We start from the raw sequence: 18271 nt of genomic DNA on the forward strand, positions 1-18271 counted from the left end.
GGCGTCGCCTTCCACAGTGCCTCCGCAGGTCGAGGGTCGTCTCCACCAACTGTCCCGGCGGACCATGCCGTCGATGCAGTCCCGCCGCCGAGCACGGTGACGCCTTCCGACCGTAACGGTGTTCTCAGCAGACTGTCACGTACCGGATGGGTATGGCTCCGCGTCACCTGCGGCCACCCCGCTTCCGGGCCCACCGCGCGGGCCTGCCGTTGCACGGCGGCGCGTCCGCGCCCCAGTCGAGGAGGTCACCCATGCCCACGTCTCGCCCCGTCGGCCGGTCGCTGCCTGTCACCGTCACCTCGGCGCCGCGGTCGTCCGCCGGCTGCAGCCCGCCGGGCTCCAGCTCAGGCGGGAGGCCACGTACCCCGATGTCGGGGCTGCCGCAGCCGCGGCTCGGGCCGTACCCCGTGTTTCCCCGACCCTGCGGCGCACGGACGCCGCACACCCCGCTGCGACCCATGTGGTGCTGCCGGGCCGACGGCCGGCCGTGGCCCTGCGCGGACGCCAGGCTGCTGCTCAAGGCGGAGTTCGACGAGGACCCGGCCGCGCTGACCATCTACCTCGCCGGTCTGTACCACGAGGCGGCGCACGACCTGTACCAGCTCAATCCCTACGACGGGCCGGCGCCCAGGGAACTGTTCGAACGCTTCGTGGCGTGGGGTCCGTTCCGCCGCCCGATCATCGACCCACCCCCGGACCATCGGTCCTGATCCACTCGCCATTCAGGAAGTCGGGGTGTCCGCGCTGGCGGGACACCCCGACTTTGCTGATGTCGTGTCGATCATGAGTGCGCGTGGCTCAGCGCCCGCCGTCAGTCCTTCTCGATGGTGACCTTGCTGGGCTTGGCGCTGCGCTCGTCGGTGGTCGGCTTGCTGGGTCGCTTGCCGTTCTCACCGGTGCTAGTGATTTTGGTGGGCTTGGCGCCCCGGCCACCCTCGCCCGGAACGGCGGCCACCGTCGGCTCCCCGTCCACCCCGGCGCTCGCCATGCCACCGTCCACCGTGGTCACCGGCTCGGCCACCGGTCGCGTCGTGGACTGCCCGGACTCCTCAGCACCCGCGTTCACCGGCTGCCTGGTGTCGGCGGGTTCGGCCTTCAACCCGGTGCCCGTACCCGAACCCCCGGTGCCCGTACCCGAACCCGCAGCCGCGCCGGCGGAAACGCTCACGCCGTCGTCCCCACCGTCGGGCCCAGCCGCGCTCGCGCCGTCTGCTGCGGCCGGCGCAGTCGGGCCGTCGATCGGGCCGGCGACGCTCTGCAACCGCAGCTCGGACATTTGACGCTGGAGTTCGTCGGACTCCTGCCGGGCCTTCCAGGTCTCCTGCCGCAGATCCGCCAGCTGCTGCTGGGCCTGGGCGATCTCCAGCATCACCTGGGCCAACTGCTGGCGGCCCGCCGCCGACTCCTGCTGGGTCGCCGCCAGGTGCTGCTGGGTGGTGGCCAGGTGCTGCTGCGTGGTGGCCGCGTACTCCTCGAACTGCCGCCGGGACGCCGCGACATGCTCGTCGGCCTTGCGGCGCTTGTCGCTGGCCTCGGTCTCGGCCCGGCTCAGCAGCTCGGCGGCCTCCGCCTCGGACCGCTGGCGCAGCGCCGCCGCGTCCTGCTCGGCTGCCTGACGGATGCCGGCCGCGCCCTGCTCGATCTCGTTCTTGCGAGTGGTGTACTCGGTCTCCAGCTCGTCCTTGCGACTGGAGTATTCGATCTCCAGCTCGTCCCGACGGGTGGTGAACCCGCTCTCCAGCTCCTGCTGCCGGCTGGTGAACCCGGCCTCCAGCTCCTGCTGGCGCGCCGCGTGCTGCTTGTCCAACTCGTCGCGGCGCTTGGCGAACTCCTGTTCGGCCGCGGACCGTCGCTGCGCCAACTCCCGGTCGGCCGTCTCCCGACGGGAGTTGACCTCCTGCTCCACCCCGGCCCGCCAGGCGCCCAGCTCCTGCTGGGTCTGCGCCCGGGTGTGCTGCACGTACGCCTCGGTCTCGGTGCGCATCCGCTGCACGTACGCCTCGGTCTCGGCACGGCTGCGCTTCGCCGACTCGGTGGCCTGCGTCGTCAGCCGCTCGGCCTCCTGCTGCGCCTTGGCGCGGGTGGCCCGTCCGGCCATCGACGCATCGTCGATGATCTGCTTGGCCTCCTGCTGCGCCTTCGCGTGGGTGGCCCGCCCCGCCTCGGTCGCCGTGTCGGTGAGCCGCTTGGCCTCCTGAAGCGCCTTGGCATGCACCTCCTTGGCGGCATCGCGCAGGTCGCTGGCCTCCTGCTGGGCCCTGGCCAGCGTCTCGCGGGCCGTCTCGCGCAGCTTGGTGGCCTCCTGCTGGGCCCGAGTGTGGATCTCCTTGGCAGCATCCCGCAGTTGGGTGGCCTCCTGCTGGGCCTTCGCCAGCGCGTCCTGCGCCGCCTTGCGCAACTGCGCCGACTCGTCCTTGGCCGACCGCAGGGTCGCGTCCGCCTCGGCCCGCTGGGCGGCGCTGTGCCGCTCCTCTTCCGCGCGTCGGGCGGCGAGGGCGATCTCGAAGTCCTTCAGTGCCCGCGCGGCCTGCTCGCGGGCCTCCTCGATGATGTGCTCGGCCGCGGCACGACGGGCCTCGATCTCCCCGTTCGCGTCGATGAGGATCTGCTCGGCCTGCTCCTCAGCCAGCGTGAGGATCGACTCGACCCGCGGGCCGAGATGCCGGAACGACGCCCGGTCGACCACGTTCATCTGCTTGCGCACCTGGGTCAGGTCGCGCTGGAGAACCTCGACCTGGCCGGCGAGCTTGTGTATCTGTGTGTACGCCTGTTCCCGTTCCCCAGCGAGGGTCGCGATCTCGTGCTCAGCACGCGCGACATAGCGGTCGACCTGTTTCTTCTCGTACCCCCGCAGAGCGGACTCGAAGCTGGGCTCCGTCGTCACGTCCCCGCCGAGAGCGAACAGTTCCTCGCCGTGCGACATGCCCCCATCCTCACACGCAACGGGCCCTGCTGGGGCGATACGGACGGGCCTTGTGGGAGCTACTTCACTCCGTTGCGGTCAGCGAATACCAGGGGTTAGGAAACGCATACGGCGCGAGGTGGCGCCGGTTACCCGGTGTCACCTCGCGCCGTCGATGCCCCGACCTGACGCCTCGCGTCAGCCAGCGGTCTCCGCGGGCACCCGCTCCTGACCGCCATCGGTCTTCTTGGCTTCCGGCTTGGCAGCCGGAGCGGCCTGCGCCGGCATTCCCGGAACGATGCCGGCGAGCCCGGAGAGCATCTGACCCAGCTGCGAGGTGACCGCGTCCTTCTGCCGGGTGAGGTCCTCGACCTCGCGGCGGGCGGCCTGCGTGGTCAGCTCCGCCTCGGTGCGCGCCTCGGTGAGCAGACGCTGCGACTCGGCCTTCGCCTCGTTGAGGGTCTTCTCCGAGTGCGCCTTGGCCTTGTCGACCGTCTCGGCGGCGTTGCGCTCCGACTCGACACGCCGCGCCTCGGCGCGCTGCTCGATCTCCTTGGCCCGCTCCTGCGCGGCCCGGGCACGCTGCTCGGCCTCGCTGACCATCTTCTGGGTCTGTGCGACCTGGGCGGCGTGGCGCTCGGACTCCTCGCGCTCGGCCTTCTCCCGCCGCTCGGCCAACTGGAGCTCCAGGGCCTGCAGGTCCTTGTCGCGCTTGTCCCGCGCGTCGGTGAGAAGCTTGGTCGCCTCGGCGCGCTTCTCCTCAGCCTCGCGGGCGGCCTTCGCCCGCTGCTGGGTGATCTCACGCTCGGCGGTGGCCCGGAGGGTGGCGACCTCCCGCTCGACTGTCGACTTCAGCTCGGCCACCTCGTGCGCGGTGACCGTACGCAGCTGCTTGGTCTCCCGGTCGGCGTCGGCGCGCAGCGTGTCAGCCTCGCGGCGGGCCTGCACCCGGACCTCGGCGGCCTCGCGCTCGGCGGCCGTGCGCAGGTTGCCCGCCTCGCGCTCGGCGCTCGCCTTCATGGCAGCGGCCTCGGCGCGGGCCTTGTCGGTGATCTCACGGGCCTCGAGGCGGGCGGCGGAGAGGATGCCCTCCGACTCGCGCTTGGCCTCGTTGCGGTGGTCGTTGGCCTGCTCCTCGGCGAGCCGGAGGATCTGCTCGACGCGGGTGCCGAGCCCGGAGAGGGTGGGCCGGCTGTTCTCTTCGAGCTGCTTGTTCGTGTCGGTGAGCTTCTGCTCCAGCGCACTCATGCGCTGCTCGGCCTGGCGGAGCCGACGCTGGGCGTCGTTCATCCGCTGCTCAGCCTCGGCACGGGCCTGCTCGGACTGGGTCAGCGCGGCGGTCATCCGGCCGAGGAAGTCGTCGACCTGATGGGTGTTGTATCCGCGCAGGCCAACGGTGAAATCTGGCTGCGAGTTCGCGTTATCGAAGAACGCGAGAGGGGAGGACTGCTGCTGGGGCATTGGGACATACTGGCAGACGCCCCAGGGTGCTTCGCAAGAGCGGTGCGAAGCTTTCGTGCCCTCTTTACATGGTCAACTCCCGGGATCGGTGCGGTTGGACCAATCGGCGATCTTGGCAGGTCCCGGCCGGTCGAACGCCACGCAGCGTGACGCGGAAAAGGGCCCCGGGGTTACCCCGAGGCCCTTTGTTCGATCCGGGTGGGTTATCCGCTAATGAGGGCGGAAGAACAATGAGCGATCAGCGCAATGGCCAGCCGGCGTTCCACCATCCGGACGGGGTGCCGCAACCCGGCGGTGCCGGTGAGTGGCCGGGACCGGCGGTGCCGGTCAGTGGCCGGGGACCGGCGGTGCCGGTCAGTGACCCCGGAACCGGTTGATCGCGTCCTCGTGCCGGGCCCGCAACTCCCCGTCGCGGACGCCCAGCCCGTCGGTGGGTGCGAGGCAGCGCACGCCGACCTTGCCCTGGTGGGCGTTGCGGTGCACCTCGTACGCGGCCTGGCCGGTCTGCTCCAACGGATAGGTGCGGGACACCGTCGGGTGCACCTTGCCGAGCGCGACCAGGCGGTTGGCCTGCCACGCCTCGTGGTAGTTGGCGAAGTGGCTGCCCACGATCCGCTTGAGGTGCATCCACAGGTAGCGGTTGTCGTACTGGTGCTGGAAGCCGCTGGTGGAGGCGCAGGTGACGATGGTCCCGCCGCGCCGGGCCACGTAGACGCTGGCGCCGAACGTCTCCCGACCCGGGTGCTCGAACACGATGTCCGGGTCCTCGCCGCTGGTCAGCTCGCGGATCCGCTCGCCGAAGCGTCGCCACTCGTCCGGGTCCTGGGTCTCCTCGTCCTTCCAGAAGCGGAAGCCCTCGGCGGCCCGGTCGATGACCAGTTCCGCGCCCATCCTGCGGCACAGCTCCGCCTTCTCCGGTGAGGACACCACGCAGACCGGGATCGCGCCGCCGTTGAGGGCCATCTGGGTGGCATACCCGCCGAGGCCACCGGAGGCCCCCCAGATCAGCACCACGTCACCCTGCTTCATGTTGGCGCCGTGATGCGAGACGAGCTGCCGGTACGCGGTGGAGTTGACCAGCCCGGGGCTGGCCGCCTCCTCCCAGCTCAGGTGCCGCGGCTTGGGCATCAGCTGGTTGGCCTTGACCACGGCCAGTTCGGCCAGGCCGCCGAAGTTGGTCTCGAAGCCCCAGATCCGCTGCTGCGGGTCGAGCATGGTGTCGTCGTGACCGGCCGCGTCCTCCAACTCGACGGAGAGGCAGTGCGCGACCACCTCGTCGCCGGGCGCCCAGCGGGTCACCCCGGGGCCGACGCGCAGCACCACGCCCGCCGCGTCCGAGCCGACCACGTGGTATGGCAGGTCGTGCCGGCGTGTCAGCTCGGAGACCCGGCCGTAGCGCTGGAGGAACTTGAAGGTGGAAACCGGCTCGAAGATGCTGGTCCACACCGTGTTGTAGTTGATCGCGCTGGCCATCACCGCGACCAGCGCCTCGCCCGGCGCCAGCTCTGGCGTCGGCACCTCCTGCACGTGCAGCGCCTTGCGCGGGTCCTTGTCCCGGCTGGCCATGCCGTCGAACATCCGGGACTCCTCGGCGCGGACCACCACGCCCCGGTAGCTCTCCGGTACGGGTAGTCCGGCGACGCCGGCGAGTTCGCGGTCCGGGTCGTTCGATTCCTCCGCCGCCATGATCGCTTCGAGGATGTCCTGCACGGTGACCTCCGGTTCGTCCGCACCCGCACGGGCCCGGGTGCTGCCATCGTCGGCGCCGGTGGGCACGACCGCCATGTCGGCATTCGACACATCCGGCACCGGTCGCGCTCCTGTGGGGCCGGACGTTACTGAACGGTAGCTAGGCCGGGAAGTCCTCTGTGAAAAACTGCATCCGCCGATGCGTGAAGGTGTCCAACCACCCCGCCAACCGCGCACTGACGTGCGTGTGCCCCGGCCTCCAACGGCCGCCACCCCTGTTGATCAAGAGCTTTCGGTCATCTGCGCGGCGCGGGATGACGCAAACCTCTTGATCAACAGGGGTGAGGGTGGAGCCGGGGCGTCAGTGCGGGGTGGGGGCGGGTTGGACCAGTTCGACGAGGACGCCACCGGCGTCCTTGGGGTGGACGAAGTTGATCCGGCTGTCCGCAGTGCCACGCCTCGGTGCGTCGTAGAGCAGGCGCATGCCACGCTCCCGTAGCGCCGCGCAGGCCACGTCGATGTCCACGACTGTGTACGCGACCTGCTGCACGCCCGGCCCGTTGCGGTCGAGGAACTTCGCGATCGTCGACTCCGGGGTGAGCGGGGCGAGCAACTGCACGCAGCCGCCCTCGGTGGTCGGTCCGACGGCCAGCATCGCTTCCCGAACACCCTGCTCGGTGTTTGTCTCCACGTGGACGCAGCGCATCCCGAACGTCCGCTGGTAGAAGTCGATAGCGGCGTCCAGGTCGGCAACGGCGATCCCGACGTGGTCAATCTTGCGAAGCCCGATGTCTGTGACGTAGTCCGCACCGGGCTCGACGGGGGAGTTCTCTGCCATGGCGCTAGTCTGGCCGAACAATCGTTAAGGCGTACAGCTCGGCACCCCTCGGAGGCAGGCATGGCTTCGGTGATCGTCAGTGGCGCGCGGACCCCGATGGGCCGGCTGCTGGGCAACCTCAAGGACCTCCCGGCCACGAAGCTCGGCGGGATCGCCATCAAGGCGGCGCTGGAGCGTGCCGGCGTCAGCCCGGACCAGGTCCAGTACGTGATCATGGGGCAGGTGTTGCAGGCCGGCACCGGTCAGATCCCGGCTCGGCAGGCGGCGGTCGAGGCCGGCGTGCCGATGTCCGTGCCGGCGCTGACCATCAACAAGGTCTGCCTCTCCGGCCTGGACGCGATCGCCCTGGCCGACCAGCTGATCCGGGCCGGCGAGTTCGACATCGTGGTGGCCGGCGGCATGGAGTCGATGACCAACGCCCCGCACCTGCTGATGGGCCAGCGCACCGGCTACAAGTACGGCGACGTGGTGGTCAAGGACCACATGGCACACGACGGGCTCAGCGACGCCTGGGACTGCTGCTCCATGGGTGAGTCGACCGAGCGGCTCGGCGCCAGGCACGGCATCTCCCGCGAGGAGCAGGACGCCTTCGCCGCCGCCAGCCACCAGCGGGCCGCCGCCGCGCAGAAGAACGGCCACTTCGCCGACGAGATCGCCCCGGTGGTCATCCCGCAGCGCAAGGGTGACCCGCTGGTGATCAGCGAAGACGAGGGCATCCGCCCGGACACCACAGCCGAGTCGCTGGCCAAGCTGCGCCCCGCCTTCGCCAAGGACGGCACCATCACCGCCGGCAGCTCCTCGCCGATCTCCGACGGCGCCGCCGCAGTGCTCGTGATGAGCAAGGCCAAGGCGAAGGAGCTGGGGCTGACCTGGCTGGCCGAGATCGGTGCGCACGGCAACGTGGCGGGCCCGGACAACTCCCTGCACTCGCAGCCGTCCAACGCCATCAACCACGCCCTGAAGAAGGGTGGCCTGAGCGTTGCGGACCTGGACCTCATCGAGATCAACGAGGCGTTCGCGCAGGTCGGCGTCCAGTCCACCCGGGACCTCGGGGTCAGCCCGGACAAGGTGAACGTCAACGGCGGCGCGATCGCGCTGGGGCACCCGATCGGCATGTCCGGCGCGCGCCTCGTACTCACCCTCGCCCTGGAGCTGAAGCGCCGCGGTGGTGGCACCGGCGCGGCGGCGCTCTGTGGCGGCGGTGGTCAGGGCGACGCGCTGATCATCCACGTGCCGGAAAATGCCGCGGCCAGCCAGTGAGCACGAGGAGTGCCCCGCGGTCGCGAACGGGGATGACGCAGTGAGCGAGGCTGAGCACGTCCCGGCAGCGGGCACCACGTCGGTGCGCCGCAGCCGGGACGTACCGCTGCTGGTCGAGCGGGCCCGCGCGGGCGACCCGCGCGCGGTGGCCCGCCTGATCACGTTGGTGGAGAACGGTGACGCGTTGTTGCCGGCGATCGCCGCGGCGCTGGCGCCGTACGCCGGGCAGGCCCAGGTGGTCGGGCTGACCGGCTCACCCGGGGTGGGCAAGTCGACCACCACCAACGAGCTGGTCCGCGCGCTGCGGGCGCGTGGGCACCGGGTGGGCGTGCTCGCTGTCGACCCGTCCAGCCCGTTCACCGGGGGAGCGATCCTCGGCGACCGGGTGCGGATGCAGGACCACGCCACCGACCCGGGCGTCTACATCCGGTCGATGTCCAGCCGGGGGCACCTCGGCGGGCTGGCCGCGGCGACGCCGCAGGCGGTCCGGGTGCTGGAGGGCGCCGGCTGCGACGTGGTGCTGGTGGAGACCGTCGGCGTCGGGCAGGCCGAGGTGGAGGTCGCCTCGCTGGCCGACACGACGCTGGTGCTGCTCGCGCCCGGGATGGGCGACGCCATCCAGGCGGTCAAGGCCGGCATCCTGGAGATCGCCGACGTGTTCGTGGTCAACAAGGCGGACCGGGACGGCGTCGACGCCACAGTCCGCGACATCCAGGGCATGATCGCTCTCGGTGAGCGCGGGCCGGGGCAGTGGCGGCCGCAGGTCGTCCGGTCGGTAGCCGCGCGCGGCGAGGGCATCGACGACATCGCCGCCGCCATCGACAAGCACCGGGGCTGGCTGGTCGAGCACGGCGAGCTGCGCCGCCGCCAGGAGGCGCGGGCCGCCGCCGAGGTCGAGGCGATCGCGCTCGGCATCCTCCGCGCCCGGATCGGCTCACTGCGCGACGGTACGGAGTTGGCGACGCTCGCCACCAAGGTCGCCGAGGGTGCGACCGACCCGTACACGGCGGCGGACGAACTGCTCGCCCAGCTCTCCCGCTGACCCGACGCCCCGCTGGCCGGCGCGTCCACCCTGGACGTGCCGGATCGGCGCGCCCCGACGTCTTTCGTGCGGCCGGTCGGAGCGCGCCTCCAGCCCACAAGCGAAGGTCGCTCTGGTTTTAGTAGGCTCGCGGCGCGTGGCCGGCAGCCAGCTGCCGCGAAACGGGCTGACGAGCCGGTCGGTCCACAGTGCACCGGGACCAGGGGAGATGTGATCATGACGGACGCGGTGGAGAACGCCGGCGCAGCGCAGCCCGCGACGGGTGCGGCCCGGGGTGTCACGTCGGTTTCCGACGAGGTCGTGGAGAAGATCGCCGGAGCGGCCGCTCGCGCGGTGCCCGGCGTCGCCGATCTCGGCGGTGACGTGTCCCGCTTCTTCAACAGCGTCCTGGACAAGATCGGCCTGGACGAGGTGGGCGACGCCCGCCGGGGAGTCTCTGCCGACGTGAAGGGCAGCTCGGCCGTCATCAACGTGGTCCTGGTGATCGACGCCGGGCACGTCGTGGCGGACGTGACCGAGGCGGTGCGGGCCGCGGTGATCGAGGCGGTGGAGAAGTACGGCCTGACTGTCACCCAGGTCAACGTGACGGTGGACGACATCGAGCTGAACCAGCCGGGGGCGGCAGCCGGAGCCTGAGGCGCAGCTGCCCAACAACCCGACGGCTTACTCGACGGTGCGAGGAGCAGGGAGCGACTGTGGACCTGGAAGCAACACAGAGGCTGACCAGGGCGTCGGTGCCGGCTGGTGGGACGACGCAGGTCGCCGACGAGGTGATCGAGAAGATTGCTGTCGCGGCGGCCCGCGCGGTGCCCGGCGTGGCCGACCTGGGCGGGGACGTCGCCCGGTTCTTCAACGCGGTTCTCGACCGAGTTGGGCTGGACCAGGTGGGTGACGCCCGGCGGGGTTGCTCGGCCCACGTCACCGAGGACGCCGCAGTGGTCAACCTGGTGTTGGTGATCCAGGCCGGTCGGCAGGTGTCAGAGGTCACCGGTCAGGTGCGCGCTCGAGTGAGCGAGGCGGTCGAGGCGTTCGGGCTGCGGGTCGATGAAGTCAACATCCGGGTCGACGACATGGCGTTCGGCGAAACCCCCGCCACGCCTCCCGCCTGAGAGGTACGCGGCGCGCTCTGCGCCACCTCCCGCGACGCCGTGCCTGCTGTTACTCATGGGTAGGGCGTGACTTAGCGATCGTTCAGGTGAGGGCCTTACACTCGACGTGCAGTCGAGGACCCGAGGAGGAGCCCTGCTCATGGACGCCGACGAGATCGACGCCGGACGGGCGCGCTGGCAGGCCCGGTACGACGCCGCGCGCAAGCGGGACGCGGACTTCACCACGCTTTCCGGAATGCCGGTGGAGCCCGTCTACGGGCCGCCGGAGGGCGCCACCTATCCGGGCTTCGAACGGATCGGCTGGCCGGGCGAGTATCCGTACACCCGGGGTTTGTATCCGACCGGCTACCGCGGGCGGACCTGGACGATCCGGCAGTTCGCCGGCTTCGGCAACGCCCAGCAGACCAACGAGCGTTACAAGATGATCCTCGGCGCCGGCGGCGGCGGGCTCTCGGTGGCGTTCGACATGCCGACGCTGATGGGCCGCGACTCGGACGACCCGCAGGCGCTCGGCGAGGTCGGCCACTGCGGCGTGGCCATCGACACCGCCACCGACATGCAGGCGCTCTTCGACGGCATCGACCTGGCCGGCGTGACCACCTCGATGACCATCTCCGGCCCGGCCGTGCCGGTGTTCTGCATGTACCTGGTCGCCGCCGAGCGGCAGGGCGCCGACCTGTCCAAGCTGGACGGAACCCTGCAGACCGACATCTTCAAGGAGTACATCGCGCAGAAGGAGTGGCTCTTCGACCCGGAGCCGCACCTGCGCCTGATCGGCGACCTGATGGAGTACTGCGCCCGGGAGATCCCGCGATACAAGCCGCTGTCGGTCTCCGGCTACCACATCCGGGAGGCCGGCTCGACCGCTGCGCAGGAGCTGGCGTACACCCTGGCGGACGGCTTCGGCTACGTCGAGCTGGGCCTCTCGCGCGGGCTGGACGTGAACGTCTTCGCGCCGGGGCTGAGCTTCTTCTTCGACTCGCACCTCGACTTCTTCGAGGAGATCGCCAAGTTCCGTGCCGCCCGCCGGATCTGGGCCCGTTGGCTGCGCGACGTCTACGGGGCGACCAGCGAGAAGGCCCTGTGGCTGCGGTTCCACACGCAGACCGCCGGGGTGTCGCTGACCGCGCAGCAGCCGGTCAACAACGTCGTACGCACCGCCGTCGAGGCTCTCGCTGCGGTGCTCGGCGGCACCAACTCGCTGCACACCAACGCGCTGGACGAGACCCTGGCGCTGCCCACCGACGAGTCGGCCGAGATCGCCCTGCGTACCCAGCAGGTGCTGATGGAGGAGACCGGTGTGGTCAACGTGGCCGACCCGCTCGGCGGCTCCTGGTACGTCGAGGCGCTGACCGACAAGATCGAGGCCGAGGCGGAGGAGATCTTCGCCCGGATCCGGCAGCTCGGCGGGGACGGGCCACACCAGATCGGCCCGATGACCTCGGGCATCCTGCGCGGTATCGAGGACGGCTGGTTCACCGGGCACATCGCCGAGTCGGCCTTCGTCTACCAGCAGGCCCTCGAGAAGGGCGACAAGAAGATCGTCGGCGTCAACTGCCACACCGGCACTGTCGCCAAGGAGTTGGAGATCCTGCGCATCTCGCACGAGGTGGAGCTGGAGCAGCGCCGGGTGCTCGCCGAGCGCAAGGGCGCGCGGGACGAGTCGGCGGTCCGCGCGGCGGTGGCCCGGATGATCGAGGCGAGCCGTACCGACGAGAACATGATCCCCGCCATGCTCGACGCGGTCCGCGCCGAGGCGACCCTGGGCGAGATCTGCGACGCCCTCCGGGCCGAGTGGGGCACCTACCGAGAACCAGCCCGCTTCTAACCCCCTGCCGTCACACCCACCCCCGTCGATCTTGCGGTTTGTGCGCCGACATAAGGCATGAATGCGGCGTACCGGCGACAGAATGTGCAAGATCGCGGGGGTGGGGGCGGGGCGTGAGAGTTGCAACGTCGGGGTTGCGGGTGAGCTGAGATCGGGGGCTCACGTGCGAGACTAGGTAACCATGAGCGACCCACGGATCACCTCGTCGATCTTCACCCGCGGCGCGGTCGACCTCAGCACGCTGCGTGGCCCCGCACCAGCAAGTTCCCGCCCCGGCACGCCCCCGCAGGGCGGCCCGTCCAACGGCGCCCCCGGCGCGCCCACCGCCGGCGGTGACACCGCCATCGTGGACGTCACCGAGGCGACCATCCAGTCCGACGTGCTCGAACGCTCGATGGCCACGCCCGTCGTCGTGTTCTTCGGCGCGGCCGGCTTCCCGGAGAGCGACGAGTTCGCCCCGGTCCTGGAGCGGCTGAACGCCGAGGGCGGCGGCACCTGGGTGCTGGCCCGGGTCGACGTGCAGGAAAACCCCCGAATCGCCCAGATGTTCCGGGTGCAGGGCATCCCCATGGTCTACGCGGTCGTCGGCGGCCAGCCGGTCGACGCCTTCTCCGGAGTGGTGCCCGAGGCGCAGCTGCGGCAGTGGCTCCAGGCCGTGCTCAAGGCCGGCGGCGTGACAGTCGCCGAGCCGGAGGACCCCCGCCTCGACGAGGCGGACGACGCGCTGATGAGCGGCGACCTGGATGCCGCCGAGCAGGCGTACCGGAAGATCCTCGCCGACGCCCCGGCGGACGCCGCGGCCACGGCCGGGCTGGCCCAGGTCGGGGTGGCCCGCCGGGTGGCCGGCGCCGACCCGTCCGCCGCGCTGGCCGCCGCCGAAAGCGCCCCCGACGACGTCGCCGCGCAACTGCTGGCCGCCGACATCGAGGTGCTCAGCGGCCTGGCCGAGCAGGCGTACGCGCGGCTCGTCGGTCTGGTCCGGCGCACCGCCGGTGAGGACCGTGAGACGGTTCGCCAACACCTGGTCTCGCTCTTCTCCATCGCCGGCCCGGACGATCCGGCGGTCGCCTCGGCGCGTCGGGCCCTGGCCAGCGCCCTGTTCTGAGTTCGTAGCACGCCAGCGCGGGCCGGCGTTCCGGCCGGCCCGCCCGACCACCGAGGACGGGAGCTCACGATGCGCCGGATCGCCGTCCTCGACGCGCCGACAAATCTCGGTCTACGGCCGCCGACGCCCACGTCGGTCCCGGGTTGCGCAAAGGCGCCCGGGGCGCTGCGCGACCACGACCTGCTGGCCCGGCTCCGCGCCCGCGACGCCGGCTGCGTCACCCCTGCCCGGTACGACCCGGGCGACTGGCGGCCCGGCGACGGGGTGTGCCACGCCCGGGAGATCGCCGACTACTCGCTGGCCCTCGCCGAGCGCATCGGCTCGATCATCGACCGGGGCGAGTTCCCTGTGGTGCTGGGCGGCGACTGCTCCGTGCTGCTCGGCTCGGCCCTGGCCATGCACCGCCTCGGCGAGGCCGTCGGCGGGCGGATCGGGCTGGTCTTCGTCGACGGGCACTCCGACTTCCGGCACCCCGGCAACGCCTCCTACGTGGGCGCTGCCGCCGGTGAGGACCTGGCCCTGGTCACCGGGCGAGGGCAGGCCGACCTGGCCGCGCTGGAGGGCCGCCGGCCCTACTTCCGCGACATCGACGTGGTGGTGCTCGGCATCCGCGCCCAGGACGAGTACCGGCTCGACCTCCAGGCCGCCGGGATCACCACCCGGCCGGTGCCGGCGCTGCGCGCCGAGGGCGCCGCCCGGACGGCCCAGTGGGCGCACGAGCAACTCGCCGACTGCGCGGGCTACTGGGTGCACATCGACGTGGACGTGCTCGACCCGGCGGTGATGCCCGCCGTGGACGCCCCCGATCCGGGTGGAATCGCCTTCGCCGAGCTGGAGATCCTGCTCGCCGGCCTGGTCGACACCCCGCACTGCCTCGGCGTCGAGTTGACCGTCTTCGACCCCGACTACGACCCGGACGGCTCGTACGCGGCCGAGATCGTCAACACGGTGGTCGCCGGTCTGGCACCGGTGACCGCCCCGGAAGCCGTGCCGCCGCGACTGCTGTCGGCCCGGCCGACACCCTCCCCGCGGCGCGGCAACGGCCGGGCCGCGACCGCCACCGACCGCGCCGACCGCGCCGAGCGGCTCGACCGCGCCGAGCGTCCCGACCGGGCCGAGCGGCTCGACGCGCTGGCTGGGCTTGACGGAATCGACCGCGCTGGGCGGGTTTCGCGGCTTGAATTCCCGGTTGGCATCGACCCCGCTGGCATCGATCCCGCTGGCATCGATCCCGCTGGCATCGACCCCGCCGATGGCGGGCCCGCTGCGCTCGGGCCTGCTGGGCGCGGCTCTGCCGATGTCGGGCCTGCCGGTGTCGGTGTCCCCGGCGTCGGCTCGTCGGTGAGCGCGATGCCGTACGACGTCCCGGCCGAGGGGGAGTCACCCGGCACGGGCGGACGGGCCCACTCCGAGCCATCCGGCGTCGCGGGCACTGTTTCGCCCCTGGTCGAGCGCGAACCGGTCGGCCCGCCGGCGTCGGCCGGCCCAGGTCTCCTCCGACGCACCGCCCCGTCGACCCAGGACCCGCCCGACAGGCACCAAGCCGACACCGCCTGACCCGGCCCTCGGCCCCCTGGCCTTGATCGACTCGGTTTCCGTGAACCCGGGGTGTCCGAGTGGCTTGGGCTCAAGTGGTTGTTGCAACGGGGTGGATTCTCGTCAGGATGAGGGGTCATGCCGGGGCAGAGGTTGTCGTCCGCGGAGCGGGCGCAGATTGAGGTGTTGTTCGGTCAGGGGTTGACGTTCCCGCAGATCGCGCAGGTGATCGGGCGGCATCGCTCGACGGTGTGGCGGGAGTTGTCGCGTAATCACTGCGGCACGGGGGGTCGGGTGCCGGTGGGTCAGCGGCATCCGCATGGTGCGGATCCTGGTTATGTGGCTGGGGTGGGCTATCCGAAGGGGTGGGGTGGGGCGTATCGGTGGAAGTACTCTCACCGCAATGCTCAGGGCAAGGCGGACGCGCGGGCGCGGCGTCCTCGTGAGGGCAAGTTGCGTCCGGGTCGGGGGCGGGCGTGGCCGCCGTTGTGGCAGACGGTCAAGGATCGTCTGGCGCAGCGGCACTCGCCGTGGCAGATCGCCCGGTCGCTGCGGCGGGAGTTTCCTGAGCGACCGGAGATGTGGGTGTCACACGAGACGATCTATCAGGCGGTCTACTTCCAGGCCCGAGGTGGGATGCGCCAGGAGTTAGCCCGGCAGGTCGCGTTGCGCTCTGGGCGGGCGTTACGGCGGCCTCAGTCGCGTCAGGCCAGCGCGGGGCGGGGAAGCCGCCCGTGGGTGCGTGACTTTCACATCTCGACTCGCCCGGCAGAGGTCGAAGACCGGGCCGTGCCCGGGCACTGGGAAGGCGACCTGGTCATCGGCGCCCGAGGCTCCAGCGCGATCATCACCCTGGTCGAACGCGCCACCCGATACGTGATGCTCGGCGCGCTGCCCGAATCGCGGGTCAGTGAACAGGTCATCGACACCCTGACCGGCCTCATGCGCCGCCTGCCGGCCGAGCTGCGCAAGACACTGACCTGGGACCAGGGCATCGAAATGATCCAGCACCCCGTCTTCACCCTGGCCACCGACTGCAAGGTCTACTTCTGCGACCCCCACAGCCCTTGGCAACGCGGCAGCAACGAGAACACCAACGGCCTCCTGCGCCAGTACTTCCCCCGCTCCAGCACCGACTTCCGCACCTGGACCCAGGACGACCTCGACGCCGTCGCCCGCGAACTCAACGGACGACCACGCCAAACCCTCGACTGGCAGAATCCAGCCGAGGTACTCCACAAACACCTGGTCGCAACAGCCGCTTGAAACCGCCTGGCTCGGACACTGCACTTCCAGCGAAACCGAGTGGATCAAGGCCCGGCGCTGGGCGTTGACCCGGGCAATGGCCGGACGCCCGGTGGGGCCCCGGGGTGGTGGGGTCAGCCGACCGGGAGGGCGCGGAGGAAGCGCTCGGCGATCGGGACGGCCGAGGCGGTGCTGGCCCCGCCCTTCTCCACGAAGACGGCGAACGCCACGTCGCCCCGCCAGCCGACGAACCAGGCGTGGGTGTGGGCCGGGTTGTTGTCGTACTCGGCGGTGCCGGTCTTGCCGTACACCTCGCCCGGCACATCCTTGAGCGCGCTGCCGGTGCCGGCGGTGACCACCTCGCGCATCATCGTGCGCAGCGCCGTGACGGAGGCCGGCTTCAGCTGCTCGCCGGCCGGGGCCGGCTTGGCCGGCGCCGGGTCGGTCAGCAGCTTCGGCTGCTCGAAGCGGCCACGGGCGACGGCGGCGGTGGCACCGGCCATGGCGAGCGGGCTGACCAGCGTGGTGCCCTGCCCGAACGACGCGGCGGCCTGCTCGGCCGGGCTGCCGCCCGTCGAGACCTTGCCGGTGAAGGCGTCAGTGCCGAGGTCCCATTGACCCTCCAGGCCCAGCGTGCGGCCGGCGGCGGCCAGCCCGTCGCCGCCGAGCTTCGGGGCCAGCGCGGCGAACGCCGTGTTGCAGGACTTGGCGAAGTCGGTGCGGAACGGCACCGAACCGAGCTCGAAATTGTCCGAGTTCTTGAAGGACCGGCCGTCCACAGTGAAGGTCTTCGGGCAGTTCACCGGGCCGTCCAGGGTGACCGCGCCCCGGTCCAGCAGGCCCAGCGTGCTGACCATCTTGAAGGTGGAGCCCGGAGGCACCTGGGCGTCGAAGGCAAGATTCTCCCCGGCCGGGCCGGGGCCGTTCGCCGCGGCGAGCACAGCGCCGTCGCTGATCCGGAGCGCCACCAGGGCGGAACGGTGCGACTCGGCGCGCAGTGCCCCGTCGGCCGCGTTCTGGACGGCGACGTCCAGCGTGGTCTTCAGCGCCTGCCCGGGCTGCGGCTCCCGACGGAACAACTCGGCGCCGGTGGGTTCGAGTTTGCCGCCCTCGGCCGGACGCTCGACCACCACGGTCAGCCCGGGGCCGCCGCGCAGTCGTTCGTCGTAACGGCCCTGTAGCCCACCGTGCCCGACCAGGTCGCCGACGACGTACCGGTCGGGGTGTGCGGCGAGGTCGTCGGCCTGCGCCGGGTCGACAGTGCCGAGCAGCGCACGGGCGAACTCGCGAGTGGGCGCCAGGTCGATCTTGTCGGAGACGAACTTGGTGCCGGGCAGGTCGTAGATCCGGGGCTTGATCTGCCGGTACGCCTCCTCGCGGAGCGACACCACCTCGACGAAGGCGCCCGGCTCGGCCTTGGCCACCCGCTCGGGCAGGTCGGCCAGGTCGACGCCCGGGACCAGCGCCGGGCGGATGGCCTTGAACGCCGCGTCGAGGTCCTTGACGAGCTCCTTGATGTCGGCGACACCGTTGGGCTGCACACCCACCCGGACGACCGGGCGCGGGGTCACGATCGGCTTCCCGGCGTTGTCCAGCACCCCGGCGCGGGCGCCAGCGTCGCGGCGCAGCGCCAACCGGTCGCCCTTGGCGAGCTGCTCGTGCACCACCTTCGGCTCCCAGATCACCTGCCACTGGTCGTCGTCGCCGTGGGCGAGCCGCACCTCCCGGTCGTACGCCCAGCGGGTCTGACCAGGCAGGGTCCACTCCACCTGGACGGTCGTGGTCGCGATGTCCTTGGTGATCTTCGGCTCGCCGCGTCGCGTCAGCGTGGGCGGCGTGGCCGCCAACTCACCGGAGAGTTCCTTGATCTCGCGCGACACGTCGGCCGACGGCAGTTTCGAGCCGAGCGGGTCGATCACTCCGACCGCCTGGAGGTCACCGCTGCGCCAGCCCGCCAGGAAGGCGTCGACGGTGCGCTGCGGCCCGTCGTCACCCGAGCAACCGACCAGGACGCCCGCCGTGAGCAGCGCCGTGGTGACGGCGGCGGCCAGGCGGCGGGCGGGGTTCGGCCGGTGGGGCCGAGGGTACGACAAGGGCATGAAGCTGGTCCTTCCGATCTCGGACTGCCCTCGCACGGTAGTACGCGAACAGCGTCCCCAACGTCCCCCAGGTGCTCGGCCGCACTCAAAGACGGGCCCCGCCCGTGTGATGAACATCGCGTGGCGGGGTATCCCGCAGCCGGCCAACCTCGGACCC

At 71.3% G+C, this 18271-nt stretch carries 13 protein-coding genes and 1 pseudogene; 9 read left to right on the forward strand and 5 right to left on the reverse strand.

Features of this window, described 5'->3' with window-relative positions:
* Nucleotides 1–368 precede the first annotated feature (368 nt).
* Complete coding sequence (locus OH804_RS33895) at nucleotides 369–710, forward strand: hypothetical protein (protein ID WP_196919471.1); 342 nt, start codon at nucleotides 369–371, stop codon at nucleotides 708–710.
* A 101-nt stretch (nucleotides 711–811) separates the two neighbouring features.
* Here the strand turns inward: OH804_RS33895 and OH804_RS33900 are convergent, their stop codons facing one another.
* The 4 genes from OH804_RS33900 to mce form a co-directional block, all read right to left on the reverse strand.
* Nucleotides 812–2923 (reverse strand): hypothetical protein, encoded by a 2112-nt coding sequence (locus OH804_RS33900; RefSeq protein WP_196919470.1) that lies wholly within the window; start codon nucleotides 2921–2923, stop codon nucleotides 812–814.
* A gap of 177 nt (nucleotides 2924–3100) precedes the next feature.
* The gene (locus OH804_RS33905; RefSeq protein ID WP_196919469.1) at nucleotides 3101–4363 is read right to left on the reverse strand and encodes a DivIVA domain-containing protein; all 1263 of its coding nucleotides are present in this window, start codon (nucleotides 4361–4363) and stop codon (nucleotides 3101–3103) included.
* A gap of 354 nt (nucleotides 4364–4717) precedes the next feature.
* Nucleotides 4718–6073, reverse strand: coding sequence for a crotonyl-CoA carboxylase/reductase (ccrA, locus tag OH804_RS33910; RefSeq protein WP_196924615.1), 1356 nt, complete (start codon nucleotides 6071–6073; stop codon nucleotides 4718–4720).
* 340 nt (nucleotides 6074–6413) lie between these two features.
* Nucleotides 6414–6890, reverse strand: a complete 477-nt coding sequence (gene mce, locus OH804_RS33915) for a methylmalonyl-CoA epimerase (RefSeq protein ID WP_091405814.1) — start codon at nucleotides 6888–6890, stop codon at nucleotides 6414–6416.
* Nucleotides 6891–6950: 60 nt separating this feature from the next.
* Here mce and OH804_RS33920 point away from each other — a divergent pair, with 60 nt between their 5' ends.
* The 8 genes and pseudogenes from OH804_RS33920 (at nucleotide 6951) to OH804_RS33955 (ending at nucleotide 16036) form a co-directional block, all read left to right on the forward strand.
* The gene (locus OH804_RS33920) at nucleotides 6951–8150 is read left to right on the forward strand and encodes an acetyl-CoA C-acetyltransferase (protein ID WP_406061741.1); all 1200 of its coding nucleotides are present in this window, start codon (nucleotides 6951–6953) and stop codon (nucleotides 8148–8150) included.
* 40 nt (nucleotides 8151–8190) lie between these two features.
* Nucleotides 8191–9192 carry a methylmalonyl Co-A mutase-associated GTPase MeaB gene (meaB, locus tag OH804_RS33925; protein WP_196919467.1) on the forward strand — a complete coding sequence of 334 codons (1002 nt, stop codon included), beginning with the start codon at nucleotides 8191–8193 and terminating at the stop codon, nucleotides 9190–9192.
* A 216-nt stretch (nucleotides 9193–9408) separates the two neighbouring features.
* Nucleotides 9409–9828 carry an Asp23/Gls24 family envelope stress response protein gene (locus OH804_RS33930; protein ID WP_406061743.1) on the forward strand — a complete coding sequence of 140 codons (420 nt, stop codon included), beginning with the start codon at nucleotides 9409–9411 and terminating at the stop codon, nucleotides 9826–9828.
* A gap of 59 nt (nucleotides 9829–9887) precedes the next feature.
* Nucleotides 9888–10301: an Asp23/Gls24 family envelope stress response protein gene (locus tag OH804_RS33935; RefSeq protein WP_196919465.1), complete on the forward strand. Its 414-nt coding sequence runs from the start codon at nucleotides 9888–9890 to the stop codon at nucleotides 10299–10301.
* Between the two features lie 139 nt (nucleotides 10302–10440).
* Nucleotides 10441–12129 carry a methylmalonyl-CoA mutase gene (locus tag OH804_RS33940; protein ID WP_196919464.1) on the forward strand — a complete coding sequence of 563 codons (1689 nt, stop codon included), beginning with the start codon at nucleotides 10441–10443 and terminating at the stop codon, nucleotides 12127–12129.
* A 181-nt stretch (nucleotides 12130–12310) separates the two neighbouring features.
* Nucleotides 12311–13234, forward strand: coding sequence for a tetratricopeptide repeat protein (locus tag OH804_RS33945; protein WP_196919463.1), 924 nt, complete (start codon nucleotides 12311–12313; stop codon nucleotides 13232–13234).
* 69 nt (nucleotides 13235–13303) lie between these two features.
* Nucleotides 13304–14299 (forward strand): annotated as a pseudogene (locus OH804_RS33950) (arginase family protein); the annotation flags it as partial.
* Between the two features lie 609 nt (nucleotides 14300–14908).
* Nucleotides 14909–16036, forward strand: coding sequence for an IS30 family transposase (locus OH804_RS33955; RefSeq protein ID WP_406060139.1), 1128 nt, complete (start codon nucleotides 14909–14911; stop codon nucleotides 16034–16036).
* 113 nt (nucleotides 16037–16149) lie between these two features.
* On the opposite strand, the gene OH804_RS33960 is transcribed toward OH804_RS33955, so the two are convergent.
* Nucleotides 16150–18114 carry a penicillin-binding transpeptidase domain-containing protein gene (locus OH804_RS33960; protein WP_406061746.1) on the reverse strand — a complete coding sequence of 655 codons (1965 nt, stop codon included), beginning with the start codon at nucleotides 18112–18114 and terminating at the stop codon, nucleotides 16150–16152.
* Nucleotides 18115–18271: the final 157 nt, after the last annotated feature.

This window comes from Micromonospora sp. NBC_00860 (assembly GCF_045207375.1).
GTDB classification, from domain to species: Bacteria; Actinomycetota; Actinomycetes; order Mycobacteriales; family Micromonosporaceae; genus Micromonospora; species Micromonospora vinacea.

What these genes read in the sequence shown, in the direction of transcription:
- OH804_RS33895 (WP_196919471.1), top strand. Translation starts at nt 369, where the DNA reads ATGTCGGGGCTGCCGCAGCCGCGGCTCGGGCCGTACCCCGTGTTTCCC.
- OH804_RS33900 (WP_196919470.1), bottom strand. Translation starts at nt 2,923, where the DNA reads ATGTCGCACGGCGAGGAACTGTTCGCTCTCGGCGGGGACGTGACGACG.
- OH804_RS33905 (WP_196919469.1), bottom strand. Translation starts at nt 4,363, where the DNA reads ATGCCCCAGCAGCAGTCCTCCCCTCTCGCGTTCTTCGATAACGCGAAC.
- mce (WP_091405814.1), bottom strand. Translation starts at nt 6,890, where the DNA reads ATGGCAGAGAACTCCCCCGTCGAGCCCGGTGCGGACTACGTCACAGAC.
- OH804_RS33920 (WP_406061741.1), top strand. Translation starts at nt 6,951, where the DNA reads ATGGCTTCGGTGATCGTCAGTGGCGCGCGGACCCCGATGGGCCGGCTG.
- OH804_RS33930 (WP_406061743.1), top strand. Translation starts at nt 9,409, where the DNA reads ATGACGGACGCGGTGGAGAACGCCGGCGCAGCGCAGCCCGCGACGGGT.
- OH804_RS33940 (WP_196919464.1), top strand. Translation starts at nt 10,441, where the DNA reads ATGGACGCCGACGAGATCGACGCCGGACGGGCGCGCTGGCAGGCCCGG.
- OH804_RS33945 (WP_196919463.1), top strand. Translation starts at nt 12,311, where the DNA reads ATGAGCGACCCACGGATCACCTCGTCGATCTTCACCCGCGGCGCGGTC.
- OH804_RS33955 (WP_406060139.1), top strand. Translation starts at nt 14,909, where the DNA reads ATGCCGGGGCAGAGGTTGTCGTCCGCGGAGCGGGCGCAGATTGAGGTG.
- OH804_RS33960 (WP_406061746.1), bottom strand. Translation starts at nt 18,114, where the DNA reads ATGCCCTTGTCGTACCCTCGGCCCCACCGGCCGAACCCCGCCCGCCGC.